This is a genomic window from Kitasatospora sp. NPDC093806, from assembly GCF_040683335.1.
Taxonomy (GTDB): domain Bacteria; phylum Actinomycetota; class Actinomycetes; order Streptomycetales; family Streptomycetaceae; genus Kitasatospora.
Genome location: NZ_JBFBDO010000089.1, coordinates 19,901 through 34,743, shown reverse-complemented (window position 1 = coordinate 34,743; position 14,843 = coordinate 19,901). Strand labels below are relative to the sequence as shown.

12 protein-coding genes and 1 pseudogene are annotated in these 14,843 nt (G+C 74.8%); 7 read left to right on the top strand and 6 right to left on the bottom strand.

Features of this window, described 5'->3' with window-relative positions:
• Positions 1–238 precede the first annotated feature (238 nt).
• Positions 239–1,018 carry an aspartate/glutamate racemase family protein gene (locus AB0N76_RS30385; protein WP_363562549.1) on the bottom strand — a complete coding sequence of 260 codons (780 nt, stop codon included), beginning with the start codon at positions 1,016–1,018 and terminating at the stop codon, positions 239–241.
• Positions 1,019–1,036: 18 nt separating this feature from the next.
• On the opposite strand from AB0N76_RS30385, the gene AB0N76_RS30380 reads away from it, so the two are divergent.
• Both AB0N76_RS30380 and AB0N76_RS30375 read left to right on the top strand, forming a co-directional pair.
• A complete protein-coding gene (locus AB0N76_RS30380) occupies positions 1,037–2,215 on the top strand; it encodes a glycosyltransferase (protein WP_363562547.1) in 1,179 nt (392 codons plus the stop codon).
• A gap of 54 nt (positions 2,216–2,269) precedes the next feature.
• Positions 2,270–3,046 carry a class I SAM-dependent methyltransferase gene (locus AB0N76_RS30375; protein WP_363562545.1) on the top strand — a complete coding sequence of 259 codons (777 nt, stop codon included), beginning with the start codon at positions 2,270–2,272 and terminating at the stop codon, positions 3,044–3,046.
• A 106-nt stretch (positions 3,047–3,152) separates the two neighbouring features.
• On the opposite strand, the gene AB0N76_RS30370 is transcribed toward AB0N76_RS30375, so the two are convergent.
• Both AB0N76_RS30370 and AB0N76_RS30365 read right to left on the bottom strand, forming a co-directional pair.
• The gene (locus AB0N76_RS30370) at positions 3,153–3,839 is read right to left on the bottom strand and encodes a thiol:disulfide interchange protein DsbA/DsbL (protein ID WP_363562543.1); all 687 of its coding nucleotides are present in this window, start codon (positions 3,837–3,839) and stop codon (positions 3,153–3,155) included.
• A gap of 104 nt (positions 3,840–3,943) precedes the next feature.
• A complete protein-coding gene (locus tag AB0N76_RS30365) occupies positions 3,944–5,173 on the bottom strand; it encodes a glycosyltransferase family 4 protein (protein WP_363562541.1) in 1,230 nt (409 codons plus the stop codon).
• Between the two features lie 292 nt (positions 5,174–5,465).
• Here AB0N76_RS30365 and AB0N76_RS30360 point away from each other — a divergent pair, with 292 nt between their 5' ends.
• From AB0N76_RS30360 to AB0N76_RS30340, 5 genes and pseudogenes are all read left to right on the top strand, one after another.
• A complete protein-coding gene (locus AB0N76_RS30360; protein ID WP_363562539.1) occupies positions 5,466–6,695 on the top strand; it encodes a glycosyltransferase family 4 protein in 1,230 nt (409 codons plus the stop codon).
• A 300-nt stretch (positions 6,696–6,995) separates the two neighbouring features.
• Positions 6,996–7,457 (top strand): large conductance mechanosensitive channel protein MscL, encoded by a 462-nt coding sequence (gene mscL, locus AB0N76_RS30355; RefSeq protein ID WP_363562537.1) that lies wholly within the window; start codon positions 6,996–6,998, stop codon positions 7,455–7,457.
• Positions 7,458–7,881: 424 nt separating this feature from the next.
• Positions 7,882–8,286: pseudogene (locus AB0N76_RS30350) on the top strand (DUF6643 family protein); the annotation flags it as partial.
• A 702-nt stretch (positions 8,287–8,988) separates the two neighbouring features.
• A complete protein-coding gene (locus AB0N76_RS30345) occupies positions 8,989–9,867 on the top strand; it encodes an MOSC N-terminal beta barrel domain-containing protein (RefSeq protein ID WP_363562536.1) in 879 nt (292 codons plus the stop codon).
• A 346-nt stretch (positions 9,868–10,213) separates the two neighbouring features.
• Positions 10,214–12,625 (top strand): right-handed parallel beta-helix repeat-containing protein, encoded by a 2,412-nt coding sequence (locus AB0N76_RS30340; protein ID WP_363562534.1) that lies wholly within the window; start codon positions 10,214–10,216, stop codon positions 12,623–12,625.
• A 108-nt stretch (positions 12,626–12,733) separates the two neighbouring features.
• Here AB0N76_RS30340 and AB0N76_RS30335 read toward each other — a convergent pair whose 3' ends face one another.
• From AB0N76_RS30335 to AB0N76_RS30325, 3 genes are all read right to left on the bottom strand, one after another.
• Positions 12,734–13,894, bottom strand: a complete 1,161-nt coding sequence (locus AB0N76_RS30335) for a serine hydrolase domain-containing protein (protein WP_363562532.1) — start codon at positions 13,892–13,894, stop codon at positions 12,734–12,736.
• A gap of 138 nt (positions 13,895–14,032) precedes the next feature.
• Positions 14,033–14,509: a Clp protease N-terminal domain-containing protein gene (locus AB0N76_RS30330; protein ID WP_363562530.1), complete on the bottom strand. Its 477-nt coding sequence runs from the start codon at positions 14,507–14,509 to the stop codon at positions 14,033–14,035.
• Positions 14,496–14,741: a hypothetical protein gene (locus AB0N76_RS30325; protein ID WP_363562528.1), complete on the bottom strand. Its 246-nt coding sequence runs from the start codon at positions 14,739–14,741 to the stop codon at positions 14,496–14,498. Before AB0N76_RS30325 ends, AB0N76_RS30330 begins: the two co-directional genes overlap by 14 nt.
• Between the last annotated feature and the right edge of the window lie 102 nt (positions 14,742–14,843).

Below are 14,843 nucleotides of genomic sequence, written 5' to 3'. Positions count from 1 at the left end.
ATTCGACACCATCCTGTCGGGCCTCGAACCCGCCTACCGCCGCTGGCGCGGCCAAGCCGCCTGACCCTCACCCGCACCCCTCCCGCGCAGGAAGTCGGCCCACCCGACTTCCTGCGCCCGCGCGTCCGGGGCCGCCGGCACAACCCGCACAGGAAGTCGGACCCGCCGACTTCCTGTGCGGCGCGAGCTCTGCGCAGAAGGTCGCACCCGCCGACTTCCTGTGCGCCCGCGGGACGGCTCAGGCCGTGGGGGCCGGGGAGGCGGTGAGGGTGAAGGCCTGGGGGTAGCCGAGGGCGGCGGGCGGGAGGGTGGTGGGGACGCCCGCGTGGAGGACGGTGAGGGTGCCGGTGCCCCGGCGGGTGGGGTCGGCGACGCGGCGCAGTGCCTGGGCGGCGACCGCTTCGGCGGAGCCGTAGAACGTCAGCGACGGCGCGGCGGTCGGGGCGACCGCGGCGCGGATCCGGTCGGCGACCAGCTCGTAGTGCGTGCAGCCGAGGACGAGCACCGCCGTGCCGGCCGGCGTGTGGGCGGCCGCCGCGGCGACGGCCGCGTCGATCTCCGCCTCGTCGCCGTGCTCGACCGCGTCCGCCAGGCCGGGGCAGGCGACCTCGGTGACGTCGGCCGTCCCGGCGAAGTCGCGGATCAGCCCGCGCTGGTACGCGCTGCCGGTGGTGGCGGGGGTGGCCCAGATCGCGACCGGGCCGCCGAGCGCGGCGGCCGGCTTGATCGCCGGGACGGTGCCGATGACCGGCAGCCCGGGCTCCAGTTCGGCGCGGAGCGCGGCGAGCGCGTGCACCGAGGCGGTGTTGCAGGCGACGATCAGCGCGTCCGGCTCGTACGCCGCGGCGGCCCGGGCGCAGCCGAGGGCGAGCTCGGTGATCTCCTCGGGCGTGTGCGGGCCCCAGGGCATCGAGGCGGGGTTGGAGGAGAGCACCAGGTCGGCGTCCGGACGCAGCGCCCGGAGTGCGGCGGCGGCGGCCAGCAGGCCGATTCCCGAGTCCATCAGTGCGATCTTCACGGGTCAAGACTTTAGTCGATGGCCCCCGCCGGGCCCCTGGTGCGGCAGACTGCCCGGGTGACCGTCCTGCTGTGGATCGCCGTGCTCTCCCTGCTGGTCTGGCTCTGGCTCGCGGGCTGCCACGGGCTGTTCTGGCGCACCGACGTCCGGCTGCCGCCGCGTCGGCCGCCCGCCCGCTGGCCGCAGGTGGCGGTGGTGGTGCCGGCCCGGGACGAGGCGGAGGTGCTGCCGGTCAGCCTGCCGAGCCTGCTGGCGCAGAAGTACCCGGGGCGGGCCCGGGTGGTCCTGGTGGACGACCACAGTTCCGACGGCACCGGCGCGCTGGCGCGGTCGCTGGCCACCCCGGAGGGCCTGGAGCTGACGGTGACCACCCCTCCCCCGCTGCCGGCCGGCTGGACGGGAAAGCTGTGGGCGCTGCGGCACGGGGTGGAGCTGGCCGGCCCGGACGCCGAGTATCTCCTGCTCACCGACGCGGACATCGCGCACGGCCCGGACTCGCTGGCCGAGCTGGTGGCCGCCGCCGAGACCGGGCGGCTGGACCTGGTGTCGCAGATGGCCCGGCTGCGGGTGGAGACGGGCTGGGAGCGGCTGATCGTGCCGGCCTTCGTGTACTTCTTCGCCCAGTTGTACCCGTTCCGGTGGAGCAACCGGCCGGGTTCGCGGACGGCCGCGGCGGCGGGCGGCTGCTCGCTGGTGCGGCGGGCGGCGCTGGAGCGGGCGGGCGGGGTGGCGGCGATCCGGGGCGCGGTGATCGACGACGTGTCGCTGGCCCGGGCGGTGAAGGCGTCCGGGGGACGGACCTGGCTGGGGCTGGCCGAGCAGGTGGACAGCGTGCGGCCGTACCCCCGGCTGGCGCAGCTGTGGCGGATGGTGTCGCGCAGCGCGTACGCCCAGTTGCGGCACTCGCCACTGCTGCTGGCGGGGACGGTGCTGGGGCTGGCGCTGGTCTACCTGGTGCCGCCGGTGACCGCGGTGACGGGCCTGGTGGCCGGCGCGTGGCCGGTGGCGGCGGCCGGCGGGGCGGCGTGGGCGCTGATGACGGGGACGTTCGTGCCGATGCTCCGCTACTACCGGCAGCCGCCGGCGGCCGCGTTGCTGCTGCCGTTCACGGCCTCGCTCTACCTGCTGATGACGGTCGACTCGGCCGTACAGCACTGGCGGGGCCGGGGGGCGGCCTGGAAGGGTCGGACGTACTGACACCTGGCACCCCGCACCACGTCCGCCGCAGCGCGCGTGCGCCACACTGTTCGAATGGACCGTCAGACGATCTCCCGCCTCGCCCACGTCCACCATCCGATCGCCGCACCGCTCTCCGACGGCACCGTGGACCGGCTGCTGGAGCGGGCACTCACCCGGGCCGTCCCCGCCCCGGCCGCCCCCGCTCCGGCCGAGGGCGGCCGGGTGCTGGACCTGGGGTGCGGGAAGGGCGGGTGGCTGCTGCGGGCGCTGGCGGCGCGGCCGGGGTGGCGGGCGGTCGGGGTGGACCTGGACGCGGCGGCGCTGACCCGGGCGCGGGAGTCGGCGGAGGCGCTGGGGGTGCAGCGGCGGATCGGCCTGCACCACCTGGACGCCCGGGAGTTCACCGCCCGCGAGCCCTTCGACCTGGTGCTGAGCATCGGCGCCGCGCACGCCTTCGGCGGGCTGCTGCCGACGCTGGCGGCGGCCCGCGCGCACCTGGCGCCGGGCGGCCGGTTGCTGGTCGGCGCGGAGTTCTGGGAGCGCGAGCCCGCGCGGGCGGCGCTGGACGCCCTGGGCGCGGCGCGCGACGACTTCGCGGACCTCGCGACCACCGTGGACCGGGTCGCCGCAGACGGCTGGACGCCGGTGTTCGGCCACGTCAGCAGCCCGCAGGAGTGGGACGACTACGAGTTCTCCTGGACGGGTTCGCTCGCCGAGTGGGCGCTGGACCATCCGGAGCACCCGGACGCCGCGGCGGCCCGGACGGCGGCCGAACTGCACCGCGCCGGGTGGCTGCACGGCTACCGGGGGACGCTGGGCTTCGTCACCCTGCTGCTTCGCCGGGACTGAGCCGCGGTCCCCGGGGCGGGTCGACGACCCCGACGGCGGCGCCGGGCGGGCACACGTAGTGGCGGGTCGACCGGGACCGGCCGACCCGCCAGGGGACTCGGGACGTTCAGTGGCGGTGGAGCTTGCGCGGGTGGCGCTGCTGGTCCTGGGCCACCAGGTGGTCCATCACCTCGGGCATCGCCTCGACGCCGCCGGCGTTGGTCGGCGAGGTCCGGTACTCACCCTGCACGACCACGGTCGGCAGCTCGTTGATGCCGTAGCGGACGAACAGCGCGGCGGCGTCGTCCACCGCCCGCACGACCTCCTCGGAGCGGTAGGCCTCGCGCCAGCGCTGCTGGTCGACGCCCTGGCGCACCGCCCAGTCGGCGGTGGTGTCCTCGGTGGTGAGGTCCTGCTCGCTGGAGTGGATGGCGCGGAACGCGCTGGTCTGCAGGCGCTCGACCAGGCCGAGCCGCTCCAGCGTGTAGTAGAGGCGGGCGTGGCCGCGCTGCGCCCGCTCCTCGCGGCTGCCCTGCCAGATGGCCGGGACGCGGCGCAGGTCGACGTCGTCGCGGTGCCGCTCGACCCAGGCCTGGAGCGGCTGTTCGAGCGCCTGGGAGTGCCCGCAGTCGTACCAGAAGAACTCCAGCGCCTCCGTGCGGGCGCTCTCCCGCACCGGCTGCGGGAGGTCGAGGCGGACGTACTGGGAACCCTCGCGGGGCGGTTGGTGGGTGACGGCGCCGGCCTGGACGGGGGACGCGGCGATCCCGGTGGCGATGGCGAGCAGCAGAGTGGTTCTGAGGATCGACTTCACACGGGGCAGTGTGTCGGTGACGTAACGTCATCGGCCATGTCGCCCCGGTGCGTCGGGCCGGGATTCGCCCGAACGGCGCACCCGACCCGGCGCACCGGGACGCGTCAGCCGCGTCCGCCTGCTCCGTTCGGGCCGGGGACCGTCGGGCCGGGGACGTTCGGGTCGGGGACGTCGACGTTCGACGCCGCCCGGGACCGGCCCGCGCCGGACGAACCCGCCGCCGGCACGCCGCAGACCTCGGCGAACAGCCGCTGCCAGGCGTCCGCCACCACGTCGAGCTCGCAGTGGGCCAGCGCGTGCGCCCGGGCGGCGGCGCCGAGTCCGGCCCGGTCGCCGGCCAGCACCTTGGCCAGCGCCTCGGCGAGGGCGAGCGGGTCACCGGGGGCGACCAGCGCGCCGGTGGTGCCGTCCCGCACCACCGAGCCGACCCAGCCGACGTCGGTGGCGACGGCCGGCAGCCCGGCCAGCGCGGCCTCGATCAGCACGCCGGGGACGCCCTCGTCGTCGCTGCTCAGCAGCACCGCGTCGGCGGCCCGGTAGAGCGGGGCCGGGTCGGCGAGGGTGCCGAGGAAGTGGGCCCGGGCGGCGGCCGGATGTCGTTCCAGGGCGGTGCGTTGCGGGCCGTCCCCGGCGACCGCGAGCCGCACGTCCGGGAGCCGGTCGAGCGCGTCGAGGGCGAGGTCGAGGCGCTTCTCGGGGGTGATCGCGCCGAGCCAGGCGACCAGCAGACTGTCCGTCGGCAGGCCGAGGGCGTGCCGGGCGGCGCGCTTGTCGGCCTCGCCGTCGGCGGGCGGATAGCGGTCGGCGGCACGGGCGTTGGGGATGGTGTGCACGGTCGCGGCGGGCAGCCGGAACCGGTCGACCAGCAGCTCGCGGGCGCCCTCGGCGAGCGCGGTGACGGCGGCGGCCCGGTGCAGCAGGGCGCCGGTGCGCAGCCGGCGCACCGGACCGGCCGGCCAGTGCCGGGGGTCGCCGACGGAGACGTAGACGAACGGGGTGCGGGTGCCGGCGAGGGCGAGGGCGCAGGCGGAGAGGGTGGCGGAACCGTGCGCGAGGACGAGGTCGGCGGTGCGGGCGGCGGTGCGCAGGGCGGTGAGGGTGCGGGGGTGCAGCCGGCCCGGGCCGAGCACGGCGGTGGCGCGGGTGAAGGGGGCGTCGGGGTGGGCGTCCGGGTGCGGGGCGAGGGCGCGCAGCGCGGAGGCCTGGCCCCGGCGGCGCAGTTCGCGGTGGAGGTCGCGGGCGAGGCTCTGGGCGCCGCGACGGCGAGGGTCGGTGATGAGGTGGAGGATGCGGGGGCGGGTTCCGGCCGTCCTGACCGGTGTCGCTTCAGGCATGGGAACGACCTTGGCACAGCCTCCCGCCTGCGACGACCCCTTTGCGCAACCCGGCGGTGGTCCGCGCGCCAGCGCGGGTACCCCGGAAGGGCGCCGGTCGGGTGCCGTCGTACGCCCTCCGGAGGGTCGGCACCCCCGGTTACGCGCCCTCGGGCGCCCCTGGCCGCCTCCGCGCCGGTCCGGCGGGGCCCGATTCGGATCGACTGCGGACCGACCGCGGACCGACCGGGGACGGCGGTGGGCCGGTCCCGGGAGTGGCCGAATCGCTGGCGGCCGCCGACCGCGACCTGCGATGCTGATCGGCAGTCAGGGCACCGTCCCGGCACGGGAGACCGGGGGTGCCCAGGAGGGCGGGGGTTGGCCGGTGCATGTGCTCTATGTGATCGACAGCGTGGGCCGGGTCGGCGGGGCCGAGCAGGGCCTGATGGCGATGGCCCCCCAGCTGGTGCGGGCCGGGGTCAAACTCGACGTCGCCTACCTCAAGGACTCTCCCGGGGGCTTCCAGCCGGAGCTCGCCGCCGCCGGGGCCGATGTGTTCGGGGTCGGGCGGCCGAGCCGGGGCGGGACCGCCGCCGCGCTGCACCGGCTGGTCCGCGAACGCCGCCCGGACCTGCTGCACACCACGCTGTACGCGTCGGACGTGCTCGGCCGGGCGGCCGCGCTGGCCACCCGTACGCCGGTGGTGACCAGCCTGGTCGACGCGGCGTACGGGCCGGAGCACCGGAACGCGCGCGGGCTGAGCCCGTGGCAGGTGCGGGCGGCGCAGGCGGTGGACGCGACCACCGCGCAGGGCACCCGGCGCTTCCACGCGCTGACCCGGTACGTGGCCGGGGCGATGGCGCGCCGGCTGCGGGTGTCGGCGCGGCGGATCGACGTGGTGCCGCGCGGGCGCGACCCGGAGCTGCTGGGCACCGTGACGCCGGACCGGCGGGCCGCGGTGCGTTCGGCGCTGGAGCTGCCGCAGGACGTGCCGGTGGTGCTGGCGGCGGCCCGTCAGCAGTACCGGAAGGGCCTGGACGTGCTGTTGGAGGCCTGGCCGGAGGTGCTGCGGGCGGAGCCGGACGCGGTGCTGCTGCTGGCCGGGAGCGAGGGCGGCGAGACGGCGCGGCTGCGCGCGCTGGCCGAGGCGGCGGGCGGGGCGGCGAGACGGGTGCGCTTCCTGGGGCCGCGTGACGACGTGTTCGATCTGATGGCGGCGTCCGACGCGTTCGCCGTGCCGTCCCGTTGGGAGGGGCAGGGCAGCGCGGCGATGGAGGCGATGGGGGTCGGGGTGCCGCTGGTCGCCGCCGACCTGCCGGGGCTGCGGGAGACGGTCGGTTCGGGGGACTACGCGCGGCTGGTGACGCCGGAGCGGCCGGCCGAGCTGGCGGCGGCGCTGGCCGACACGCTGGAGGACCGGGCCGCGGCGCGGGTGCGGGCGAAGGCGGCGCGGGCGCGGTTCCTGACCTCGTTCACGCTGCAGCAGGTGTCGGCGCAGATGGTCGGGTTCTACGAGCGGTCGCTGCGGCTGCGCGCGGTCTGAGCCCCGGACTCCGATCCGCTCCGTACACCCCATCAACTCTCTTGACCGGCCTGGTGGTTGGGCGGACCGGCGCGGAGACCGACGCCGGGGGCCGCCGCGCGCCGACGGCCCGCCGGGGCGCCGGAGCGATGGCCCGGATCCAGCCGTACGCGGAGCGCCCGCGCGCCGCCTGCCCGGGCCGCGTCCGGTTACGCGGATCGGGTGAACCCGGCTGGACCGCGGGCACACCCGGTCGGCAGGATGTCCGGCTGGGGCCCGCCGCCTCATCTCACCTTCCCCCGTACGGATTTGGAGTACCCGGTGCTCAAGGGATTCCGCAGCTTCCTGCTGCGCGGAAACGTCGTCGACCTCGCGGTCGGCATCGTGATCGGCGCGGCCTTCACGGCCGTGGTCACCGGGTTCGTGACGGCCTTCCTCACCCCGCTGATCGGGGTCGCGACCGGTGCGGTCGGCGACTTCACCCAGAAGACCTTCGAGGTGGCCGGCACCCGCTTCCCGTACGGGGTCTTCATCAACGCGCTGATCGGCTTCGTGCTGGTCGCGGCGGTGATCTACTTCGTCGTGGTGGTGCCGGTCGGCAAGCTGCAAGCGCGGCTGGACGGCGCCAAGCCCGCGCCGGTGGCCAAGGCCGACTGCCCGGAGTGCCTGAGCAAGATCCCGGTCGCGGCGGTGCGCTGCTCGTTCTGCACCTCCGAGGTGGCCGGCCGGCCCGGCTTCCCCTCCCAGGGCGGCGCCCCGCAGTCGGCGGCTCCGGTGCTCTGACCAGGCACTGAGCGCTCCCATACCGCCTCCGACGGCGGTTCCGGCGCCCGTTCCGGCATCGGTCGGACATCGATCCGACCACGGTCCGATATCGGTCTGATGGGGACTTTATCCCCGAAACATTCACGAGCCCCCGCCGCACCGTCGGCGGGGGCTCGAATGCGCCGGCGCACGCCCTGCCCGCAAAAGTTTCTTCGACGGTCCCCGAACCGTCCACCGGCCCTTCACCGCAAGGATCTTCGACCGGCGCGTCCGGGCGCAGTTCGAGCCCCGAGCCGGCCCGACAGGTGGCCAGAAGTCGCCGCAGAAATGTCCGTTCTTATCACTTTCGAAACCTTTGTTCGAGCGAAGCTTGTGTAAACACTCGAACTGCTCGGCCTCCCACTCTCCTCAGCAGGCTCGTTGTGGGCTTACCGTATGGCCCATGACCTCGCCCCGCTCCTACGACGGAGTCGGCTACCCCTCTCCGTCCTTCTCCTCCGGCACGCCCATCTACGACAGCCTCGTCGCAGAGCGCGGTGTCCCGCAGATCGCGCCCATCAACGTGCCGGCCGCCCTGCCGCCGGCCCTCTCCACCGGTTACGGATCCGGCCTCCCCAGCCCGTCCTACGACAACCGGTACGGCAGCGGGTACGACGCCCCCGCCAGCAACCTCCCCGCGCTGCCGCCCGCCCGCCTCGCCCTGGGCCCCGGCCCGAGCAGCGCGCCGTCCGCCGGCCCGGCCACCGCGTACATCCCGGCGCAGCCCGCGCCCGCGTACGCCGCCGCGCCCCAGCCGCCGGTCCCCGGCTACGGCGCCCCGCAGCAGTACCTGCCCGGCCAGCGCCCGCAGACCCCGGCCCCCGGCTTCGCCCAGGCCGCCACCGGCGGGTACCAGCCGTCCGGCGGCCAGAGCTTCGGCGGCCAGAACACCTTCGTCGGCGGCCACGGCGGCCCGCAGACCTTCGGTGCGCAGCAGCCCGGCGGCCCGGTCGGTCCGCACGGCCAGGCCGGTCAGCCGCAGGGCGGCCCGCAGTCCTTCGGCGGCCCCACCCCGGGCGGCCAGGGCTTCAACGGCCAGGGCTTCGGCGGCGGCTTCAACGGCTCGGCCGACCAGTCCTTCGGCGGCGCCCAGCTGCGCCCGGCGGTCACCCCGGTCGCCCCGGTCCGGCCGATGCAGCCGCAGCGCCCGGGCCCGTACGGCGACGCCGGCCAGTTCCAGCAGGGCTACCAGCCACAGGCGCAGGGCTACTGACGCCGCCGGGCCGGCCCCACCCGGCCCGCACCCGCACCACCTGAGCACCACCCGGCGCACCCAAGTCCGCCGGGCGTACGGAGAAACGGGTCATCCACGGACCGCCCGGAACGCCGCCCCGCCGGCGTCCCGGGCGGTCCGTGCGCGTTCGGGGCCGATCGGGGCTCCGATCGGTGCTCCGGTGCGAGCGGTTCGGTCGTCCGGTGGTCCGTACGTATCCGGGTGGTCCATACCTATCCGGCCGGTCCGGGCGGATCCGGGCGCGGACCTGCTCCGCGAGGCTGGCAGGATGGGGGAATGCAGCTCACCGGACTCCACGTCTACCCCGTCAAGTCCATGTACCGCCTCAGCCCCGAGAGCGTCGCGGTCGAACCGTGGGGCCTGGCAGGCGACCGCCGCTGGATGCTCGCCGACGCCACCGGCCGGTTCGTCAGCCAGCGCGAGGACGCCTCCATCGGCCAGGTCCGCACCGAGCTCACCGCCACCGGCTCGCTCGTCCTCACCACCCCGGGCGGCGCCCGCGCCGAGATCCCCGCCCCCTCCCTCGCGGCCGGCGACCCGGTCTCCGAGGTCGAGGTCTGGGGCGCCCGGTTCCCGGCCGCCGAGGCCGCGAAGGAGGCCCAGCTCTGGATCGCCGAGCACGTCGGCGACTACCGGCTGGTGCACCTCGACGACCCGCGCGCCCGGCCCGCCGACCCGAAGTTCTCCGAGCCCGGCGACACCGTCTCGATGGCCGACGGCTACCCGCTGCTGCTCGCCAACACCGCCTCGCTGGACGCGCTCAACGAGCTGATCGCCACCGAGCACCCGGAGAGCGCGCAGCCGCTGCCGATGGAACGGTTCCGCCCCAACGTGGTGGTCTCCGGCGACGCGGCCTGGGCCGAGGACGGCTGGCGCCGGATCCGGATCGGCGAGCTGACCTTCCGGGTGGTCAAGCCGTGCGGGCGGTGCGTGATCACCACCACCGACCAGGAGAGCGGCGAGCGGCGCGGCCCCGAGCCGCTGCGCACCCTGGCCCGGCACCACAAGCTGCTGAAGAAGGCCGCGTTCGGGCAGAACCTCATCGCCGACCGGCCGGCCGGCGTCGAGGGCGACGTGCTCGGCACGCTCCGGCTCGGCGACGAGGTCGAGGTGCTGGAGGACGGCGCGTTCTGGCCGGCCGGCGAGCTGGTCTGACGGCGCTCTCGCCTGCCGGGGAGCCGGCCTGACGGCGCGCGGGGCGGACGGCGCGCGGGTGCTTCGTACCCTCCCCGCCCGGGCGCGCGCCCGGGTCGGCGCCCGCTCCGCACCCGCGTCCCGGAACCGGAAGTGTGCGCGCTCGTTGAAGCATGTGTCGACGCGTGTGGTGAACCCGCGACGGTCCCCGGCCCGCTTTCCGTCGGGCGGCCGGAGCACCGGCGTCGGCGCGCTACGGTGGGCGGACGGCCCGCGCACCCCCGTGCGCCACGTGGCGGCGCACCGCGCCCGCGTGCGTTCGGTCCGTAGATGGCCGGCTCGATGAAGGTGGGGACGACAGACCGTCATGGCTGAGCACAGGGTCCGGGTCACCCAGGACAGCGCATCCCGCTGGCGGCGCCGCGCCGGCGAGTACGACACGCTCGCGGAGGCCCTCGCGGCCGCCGAACCGGGCGACACCGTGACCGTGCGGCCGGGCACGTTCCGGGAGAACGTCGTCCTGGACAAGCCGGTCACGCTCGTCCCCGCCCAGGGCCCCGGGACCGTCCGGATCGACCCGCCGAGCGGGGTGCCGCTCACCGTCACGGCCGCCGCGACCGTCCGCGACCTGGTCATCGAGGGCAGCGACCGGTCCGGGCCGGCCGTCCTGATCACCGGGGCCGGCGCGACCCCGTCGTTCGCCGGCTGCCGCGTGGAGACCCGCTCGACCGCGGGCATCGAGGTGACCGACGGCGCCCGGCCGACCCTCAAGGGCTGCGTGATCGCCAACCCGGACGGGCTCGGTCTGCGGCTGCGCGGCGCGGGCACCGCGGCGGCGTTCGAGGACTGCGAGGTGTCCGCCGCCGGGCAGGCCGGGCTGGCCGTGCTCGGCGGCGCGACCGCCGCGCTGGAACGCTGCCGGGTGCACCACGCAACCGGCGCGGGCGTGCTGCTCTCCGACCCGGGCAGCGCGGCGGAGCTGACCGGTTGCGAGATCTACGAGATCCGCGGCAGCGGTGTGCAGGCGGAGGCGCAGGCGGGCGGGCGCCTGGTCGACTGCGACATCCACCGGGTCACCGGCAACGGCCTCACCCTCGACGGCGAGGCCGAGCTCGTGCTCACCGGCTGCCGGGTGCACGACCTCCCGGAGAACGCCGCCGACCTGCGCGGCCGGGCCCGGCTGAGCCTCGCCCACAGCACCGTGCGGGACTTCGGGCGCGGGGCGCTCTCGGTCTGGGACCAGGGCACCGAGGCCAGCGCCGAGTCCTGCCAGATCCACGGCTCCAACGGCGAGTACCCGGCGCTCTGGGTCAGCGACGGCGCCCGGCTCACGCTCACCGACTGCGCGCTGCACGACCTGCCGGACGCGCTGTTCGTGCTCGACCGCGACTCCGTCGCCAGCGCCGAGGGCTGCTCGTTCAGCCGGATCCGCAGTTCGGCGGTGTCGGTCAGCGGCGGTGCGACCGTCACCCTCACCGGCTGCCGGGTCCAGGAGGCGGGCACCGGGCTCTGGTTCCGCGACCACGGCAGCGGGGGCCTGCTCACCGGCTGCGAGATCTCCGACGTGGCGACCGGGGTGATCGTCACCAAGGGCGCCGACCCGGTGCTGCGGGACTGCACCGTCCGGGCCGGTTCGGACGCCGGCGTCTACGTCTCCGCGCAGGGCCGGGGCACCTTCGAGGACTGCCGGGTCTCGCACGGCAAGGGGTTCGGCTTCCACATCATCGACGGCTGCCGGACCGTGCTCACCCGCTGCCGGGCCGAGCAGAACGAGCGGGCCGGCTTCGAGTTCTCCGAGCCCGGGCCGGTGGTGGAGAACTGCACCTCCGACGACGTGGTGGCCGCGCCGAGCGCCGCGTCGGCCGAGATCCCCGCCCCGCGCGGCACCCAACTCGCCGCCACCGCGGCCTCGTTGGCGTCCGCCGCGCCGGCCCCCGCGGTGATCGGGCCGATCCCGGACTGCCGCCCCGCCGACGAGGCGCTGGCCGAACTCGACGGACTGGTCGGCCTGGCCACCGTCAAGCAGGAGGTCCGGACCCTGATCGACCTCATCTCGGTCGGCCGGCGGCGCCGGCAGGCCGGGCTCAAGGCGCCCTCGCTCCGCCGCCACCTCGTCTTCACCGGCGCCCCCGGCACCGGCAAGACCACGGTCGCCCGGCTCTACGGCGAGATCCTGGCCTCGCTCGGCGTCCTGCAGCGCGGCCACCTGGTCGAGGTGGCCCGGGTGGACCTGGTCGGCGAACACATCGGCTCCACCGCGATCCGCACCGCCGCCGCCTTCGACCGGGCGCGCGGCGGGGTGCTCTTCATCGACGAGGCCTACGCGCTGGCCCCGGAGGACGGCGCCCGCGACTTCGGCCGGGAGGCGATCGACACCCTGGTGAAGCTGATGGAGGACCACCGGGACGAGGTGGTGGTCATCGTGGCCGGCTACACCGCCGAGATGGAACGCTTCCTCTCCGCCAACCCCGGTGTCTCGTCCCGCTTCTCACGGACCGTCACCTTCCCCGACTACTCGGCCGAGGAACTCCTGGAGATCGCCCGCGCCCAGTGCGCCGAGCACGAGTACGCGCTCACCGACGCCACCGAGAACGCCCTCCTCGACCACTTCGCCGGCATCGAACGCGGCCCCAACTTCGGCAACGGACGCACCGCCCGCCAGGTCTTCGAGACCATGGTCGAACGCCACGCCATGCGCGTCGCCCAACTCCCCGACCCCTCCACCGAAGACCTCCAACTCCTCATCCCCGCCGACCTCCCCGCCCCCCGCCAGCCGTAGCGCATGGGGGCCCCGCCGCCGGGCCTGGGCCGTTGAGCCCGCCATGAGCACCCCGCCCACCGCCCCGGCGGGCGGGTCTGCGCCCGGTGCCCGACGCGTGCCCGGTGCTCAGGGATCGCTCCGGTGGCAGAACTCCGCCTGCAGCAGATCGGTGAAGATGCCGATGGGGTCGCCCCAATCGCCATTGCTCCAGTCGCCGTTGACGTTGGTGGTGACCATCCGTTCGCCGTCACGAGCGCCGTAGGCGTAGGACCATGATCCGAAGAGCGCACCCCCCATGCCCCAGACCGTTTCCCCGCAGGGCAGTCTCACCGAGGAAACGCCGAGGCCGTACGCGGCGTTGGAAATCCAGTCGCGGGTGGGCACGGTGGTGAACATGTCGCGCTGTTGGTCCGGTGGCAGTATCCGGCCCCCCAGCAGGGCGCCGAAGAACCGGTTGAGGTCACCGGCGGTGGAGATCATGCCGCCGGCTGCCCAGAACACGGACGAATCGAACTCGGTCGCGTCGTGGACCGGCGCACCGGGGTCGGTCCGGAACAGCTTCGTGTAGTGCCGGGAGTGCGGCCCGTGGATCGTCGGGTCGCTGCCGCGCGGGAGGTACGTACCGGTCAGGCCGAACGGGTGGGAGATCCGCTCCGCGATCTCCTCGGCGAGCGCGCGGCCGGTGGCCCGTTCGACGATCATGCCTGCGAGGACGTAGTTGGTGTTGGAATACGCCCAGCCCGAACCCGGTGCGAAGGTACGCGGATGGGACATGGCGATCCGCACCAGCGACTCGGGCGGGTGTGTCTCGTAACGGTTCAGTTCTTCCTGGTCATCGGTGTAGTTGAAGATCCCGCTGGTGTGGTTGAGCAGCATCCTGACGTTCACCCCGGCACCGTCGTGGTGATGGCCCTTCACCACTCCTGGCAGCCACTGCTCCACGGTGTCGTCCAGGCTCAGCCTGCCTTCCCCCGCCAGTTGCAGGACGACGGTGGCCACGAACGTCTTGCTGATGCTGCCGATGCGGAACCGGTCCTGCCGTGAACGCTCGCGGCCGGTCCGGCTGTCGGCCACTCCCGCGGTCCCGAACCACCGTCGGCCGCCGTCGCAGACCTCGGCAAGAATGCCGGGAAGGCCGCCTCGAGTCACGGCTTGCCGGAGTAAGCGCTGGACCGCCTCGTGGCCCTCGGCCCCTGGGGCCGGCGCGGTCTCGGGTACCGCGCCCCCTGCTTCGGCCGGTTCGGTGCCCGGTCGGCCGTTGTCTGTATGAGCGGCGTGTTGGTGCATCTGGCCCTCCGTGTCGTGGGTGACCCGTAGATGGACCGCCCGGCCCCTCTCCACGGCGTGATTCACCGGCCCACCGGCTTCCTCGGCCAGGACTTGGCGCCCAACGCAGCGTGCGGCCGCCTCAGCCGACCCCGGTGGTCACTGCTCCTGGTCGGCGAGCGTCCGCCTGGCACGGTCCGTCAGCTCGGCCTGATCGATACCGGCCAAGGCGAGAGCGCGCGGCACGGTGCCGACTTGAGCCTGCAGGATTCCGAGCAGCAGATGCGCTGACCGCAGATCCTTCTTCGGAGCGGAGGCGAAGCTCCGCTCCAGCGCGAGCCTGGCGGACGCACCCATCTTGGGCTGGTGGGAAACGTGGCTCGGCCTGGGAAGGTCGTAGGCGGCCGGAGACACTCCAACCATGCTCAGGCTGTGTTCGAATTCCCGATCCAGTGCCTCGCGGACACCGGCGCGATCGAGCCCGACCGAAGCCAGGACCTGCCGAGCGGTAGACCCTTGATCGGCGGCGAGCGACAAGAGGAGATGGTGCGCGTCGATCGTCGCCGACCCGTCATCCCGGGCCTCGTCCGTCGCCCGCACGATGACCGCATGCAGGTACTTGTCAAACGCGCTCATCGCCCCGCCTCCTCAGCTTGACTCCGGCGGCGATGAGCCGCTTGGCGTGCTTCTTGTGGACGGCTTGGCGGGTGACGCCGAGCGCCTCGGAGACCTGCGGCCAACTCCAGCCCGCCCGCATGGCCTGCTCGACGGCGGCGTCCTCCAGTTGATCGGCAAGGCGCCGCAACGCCACGACGGCCGCCAGGGCATCAGCTGGCTGAGGGGGAAGGGAACTCTCGCCGACGGACACATAGGCAACTGTAGTTGACTAACGAGGGCAGTCAACCCGAGTTGCCAATCCGATGCCGGCTTCACGGAATGACGGCTGACAGAATCTGTCAGCTGAAATCTG

Coding starts and splice junctions, on each gene's coding strand:
- AB0N76_RS30380 (WP_363562547.1), top strand. CDS start 1,037: ATGGCCCCCGCCGGGCCCCTGGTGCGGCAGACTGCCCGGGTGACCGTC.
- AB0N76_RS30375 (WP_363562545.1), top strand. CDS start 2,270: ATGGACCGTCAGACGATCTCCCGCCTCGCCCACGTCCACCATCCGATC.
- AB0N76_RS30365 (WP_363562541.1), bottom strand. CDS start 5,173: ATGCCTGAAGCGACACCGGTCAGGACGGCCGGAACCCGCCCCCGCATC.
- AB0N76_RS30360 (WP_363562539.1), top strand. CDS start 5,466: ATGCTGATCGGCAGTCAGGGCACCGTCCCGGCACGGGAGACCGGGGGT.
- AB0N76_RS30345 (WP_363562536.1), top strand. CDS start 8,989: ATGCAGCTCACCGGACTCCACGTCTACCCCGTCAAGTCCATGTACCGC.
- AB0N76_RS30340 (WP_363562534.1), top strand. CDS start 10,214: ATGGCTGAGCACAGGGTCCGGGTCACCCAGGACAGCGCATCCCGCTGG.
- AB0N76_RS30335 (WP_363562532.1), bottom strand. CDS start 13,894: ATGCACCAACACGCCGCTCATACAGACAACGGCCGACCGGGCACCGAA.
- AB0N76_RS30330 (WP_363562530.1), bottom strand. CDS start 14,509: ATGAGCGCGTTTGACAAGTACCTGCATGCGGTCATCGTGCGGGCGACG.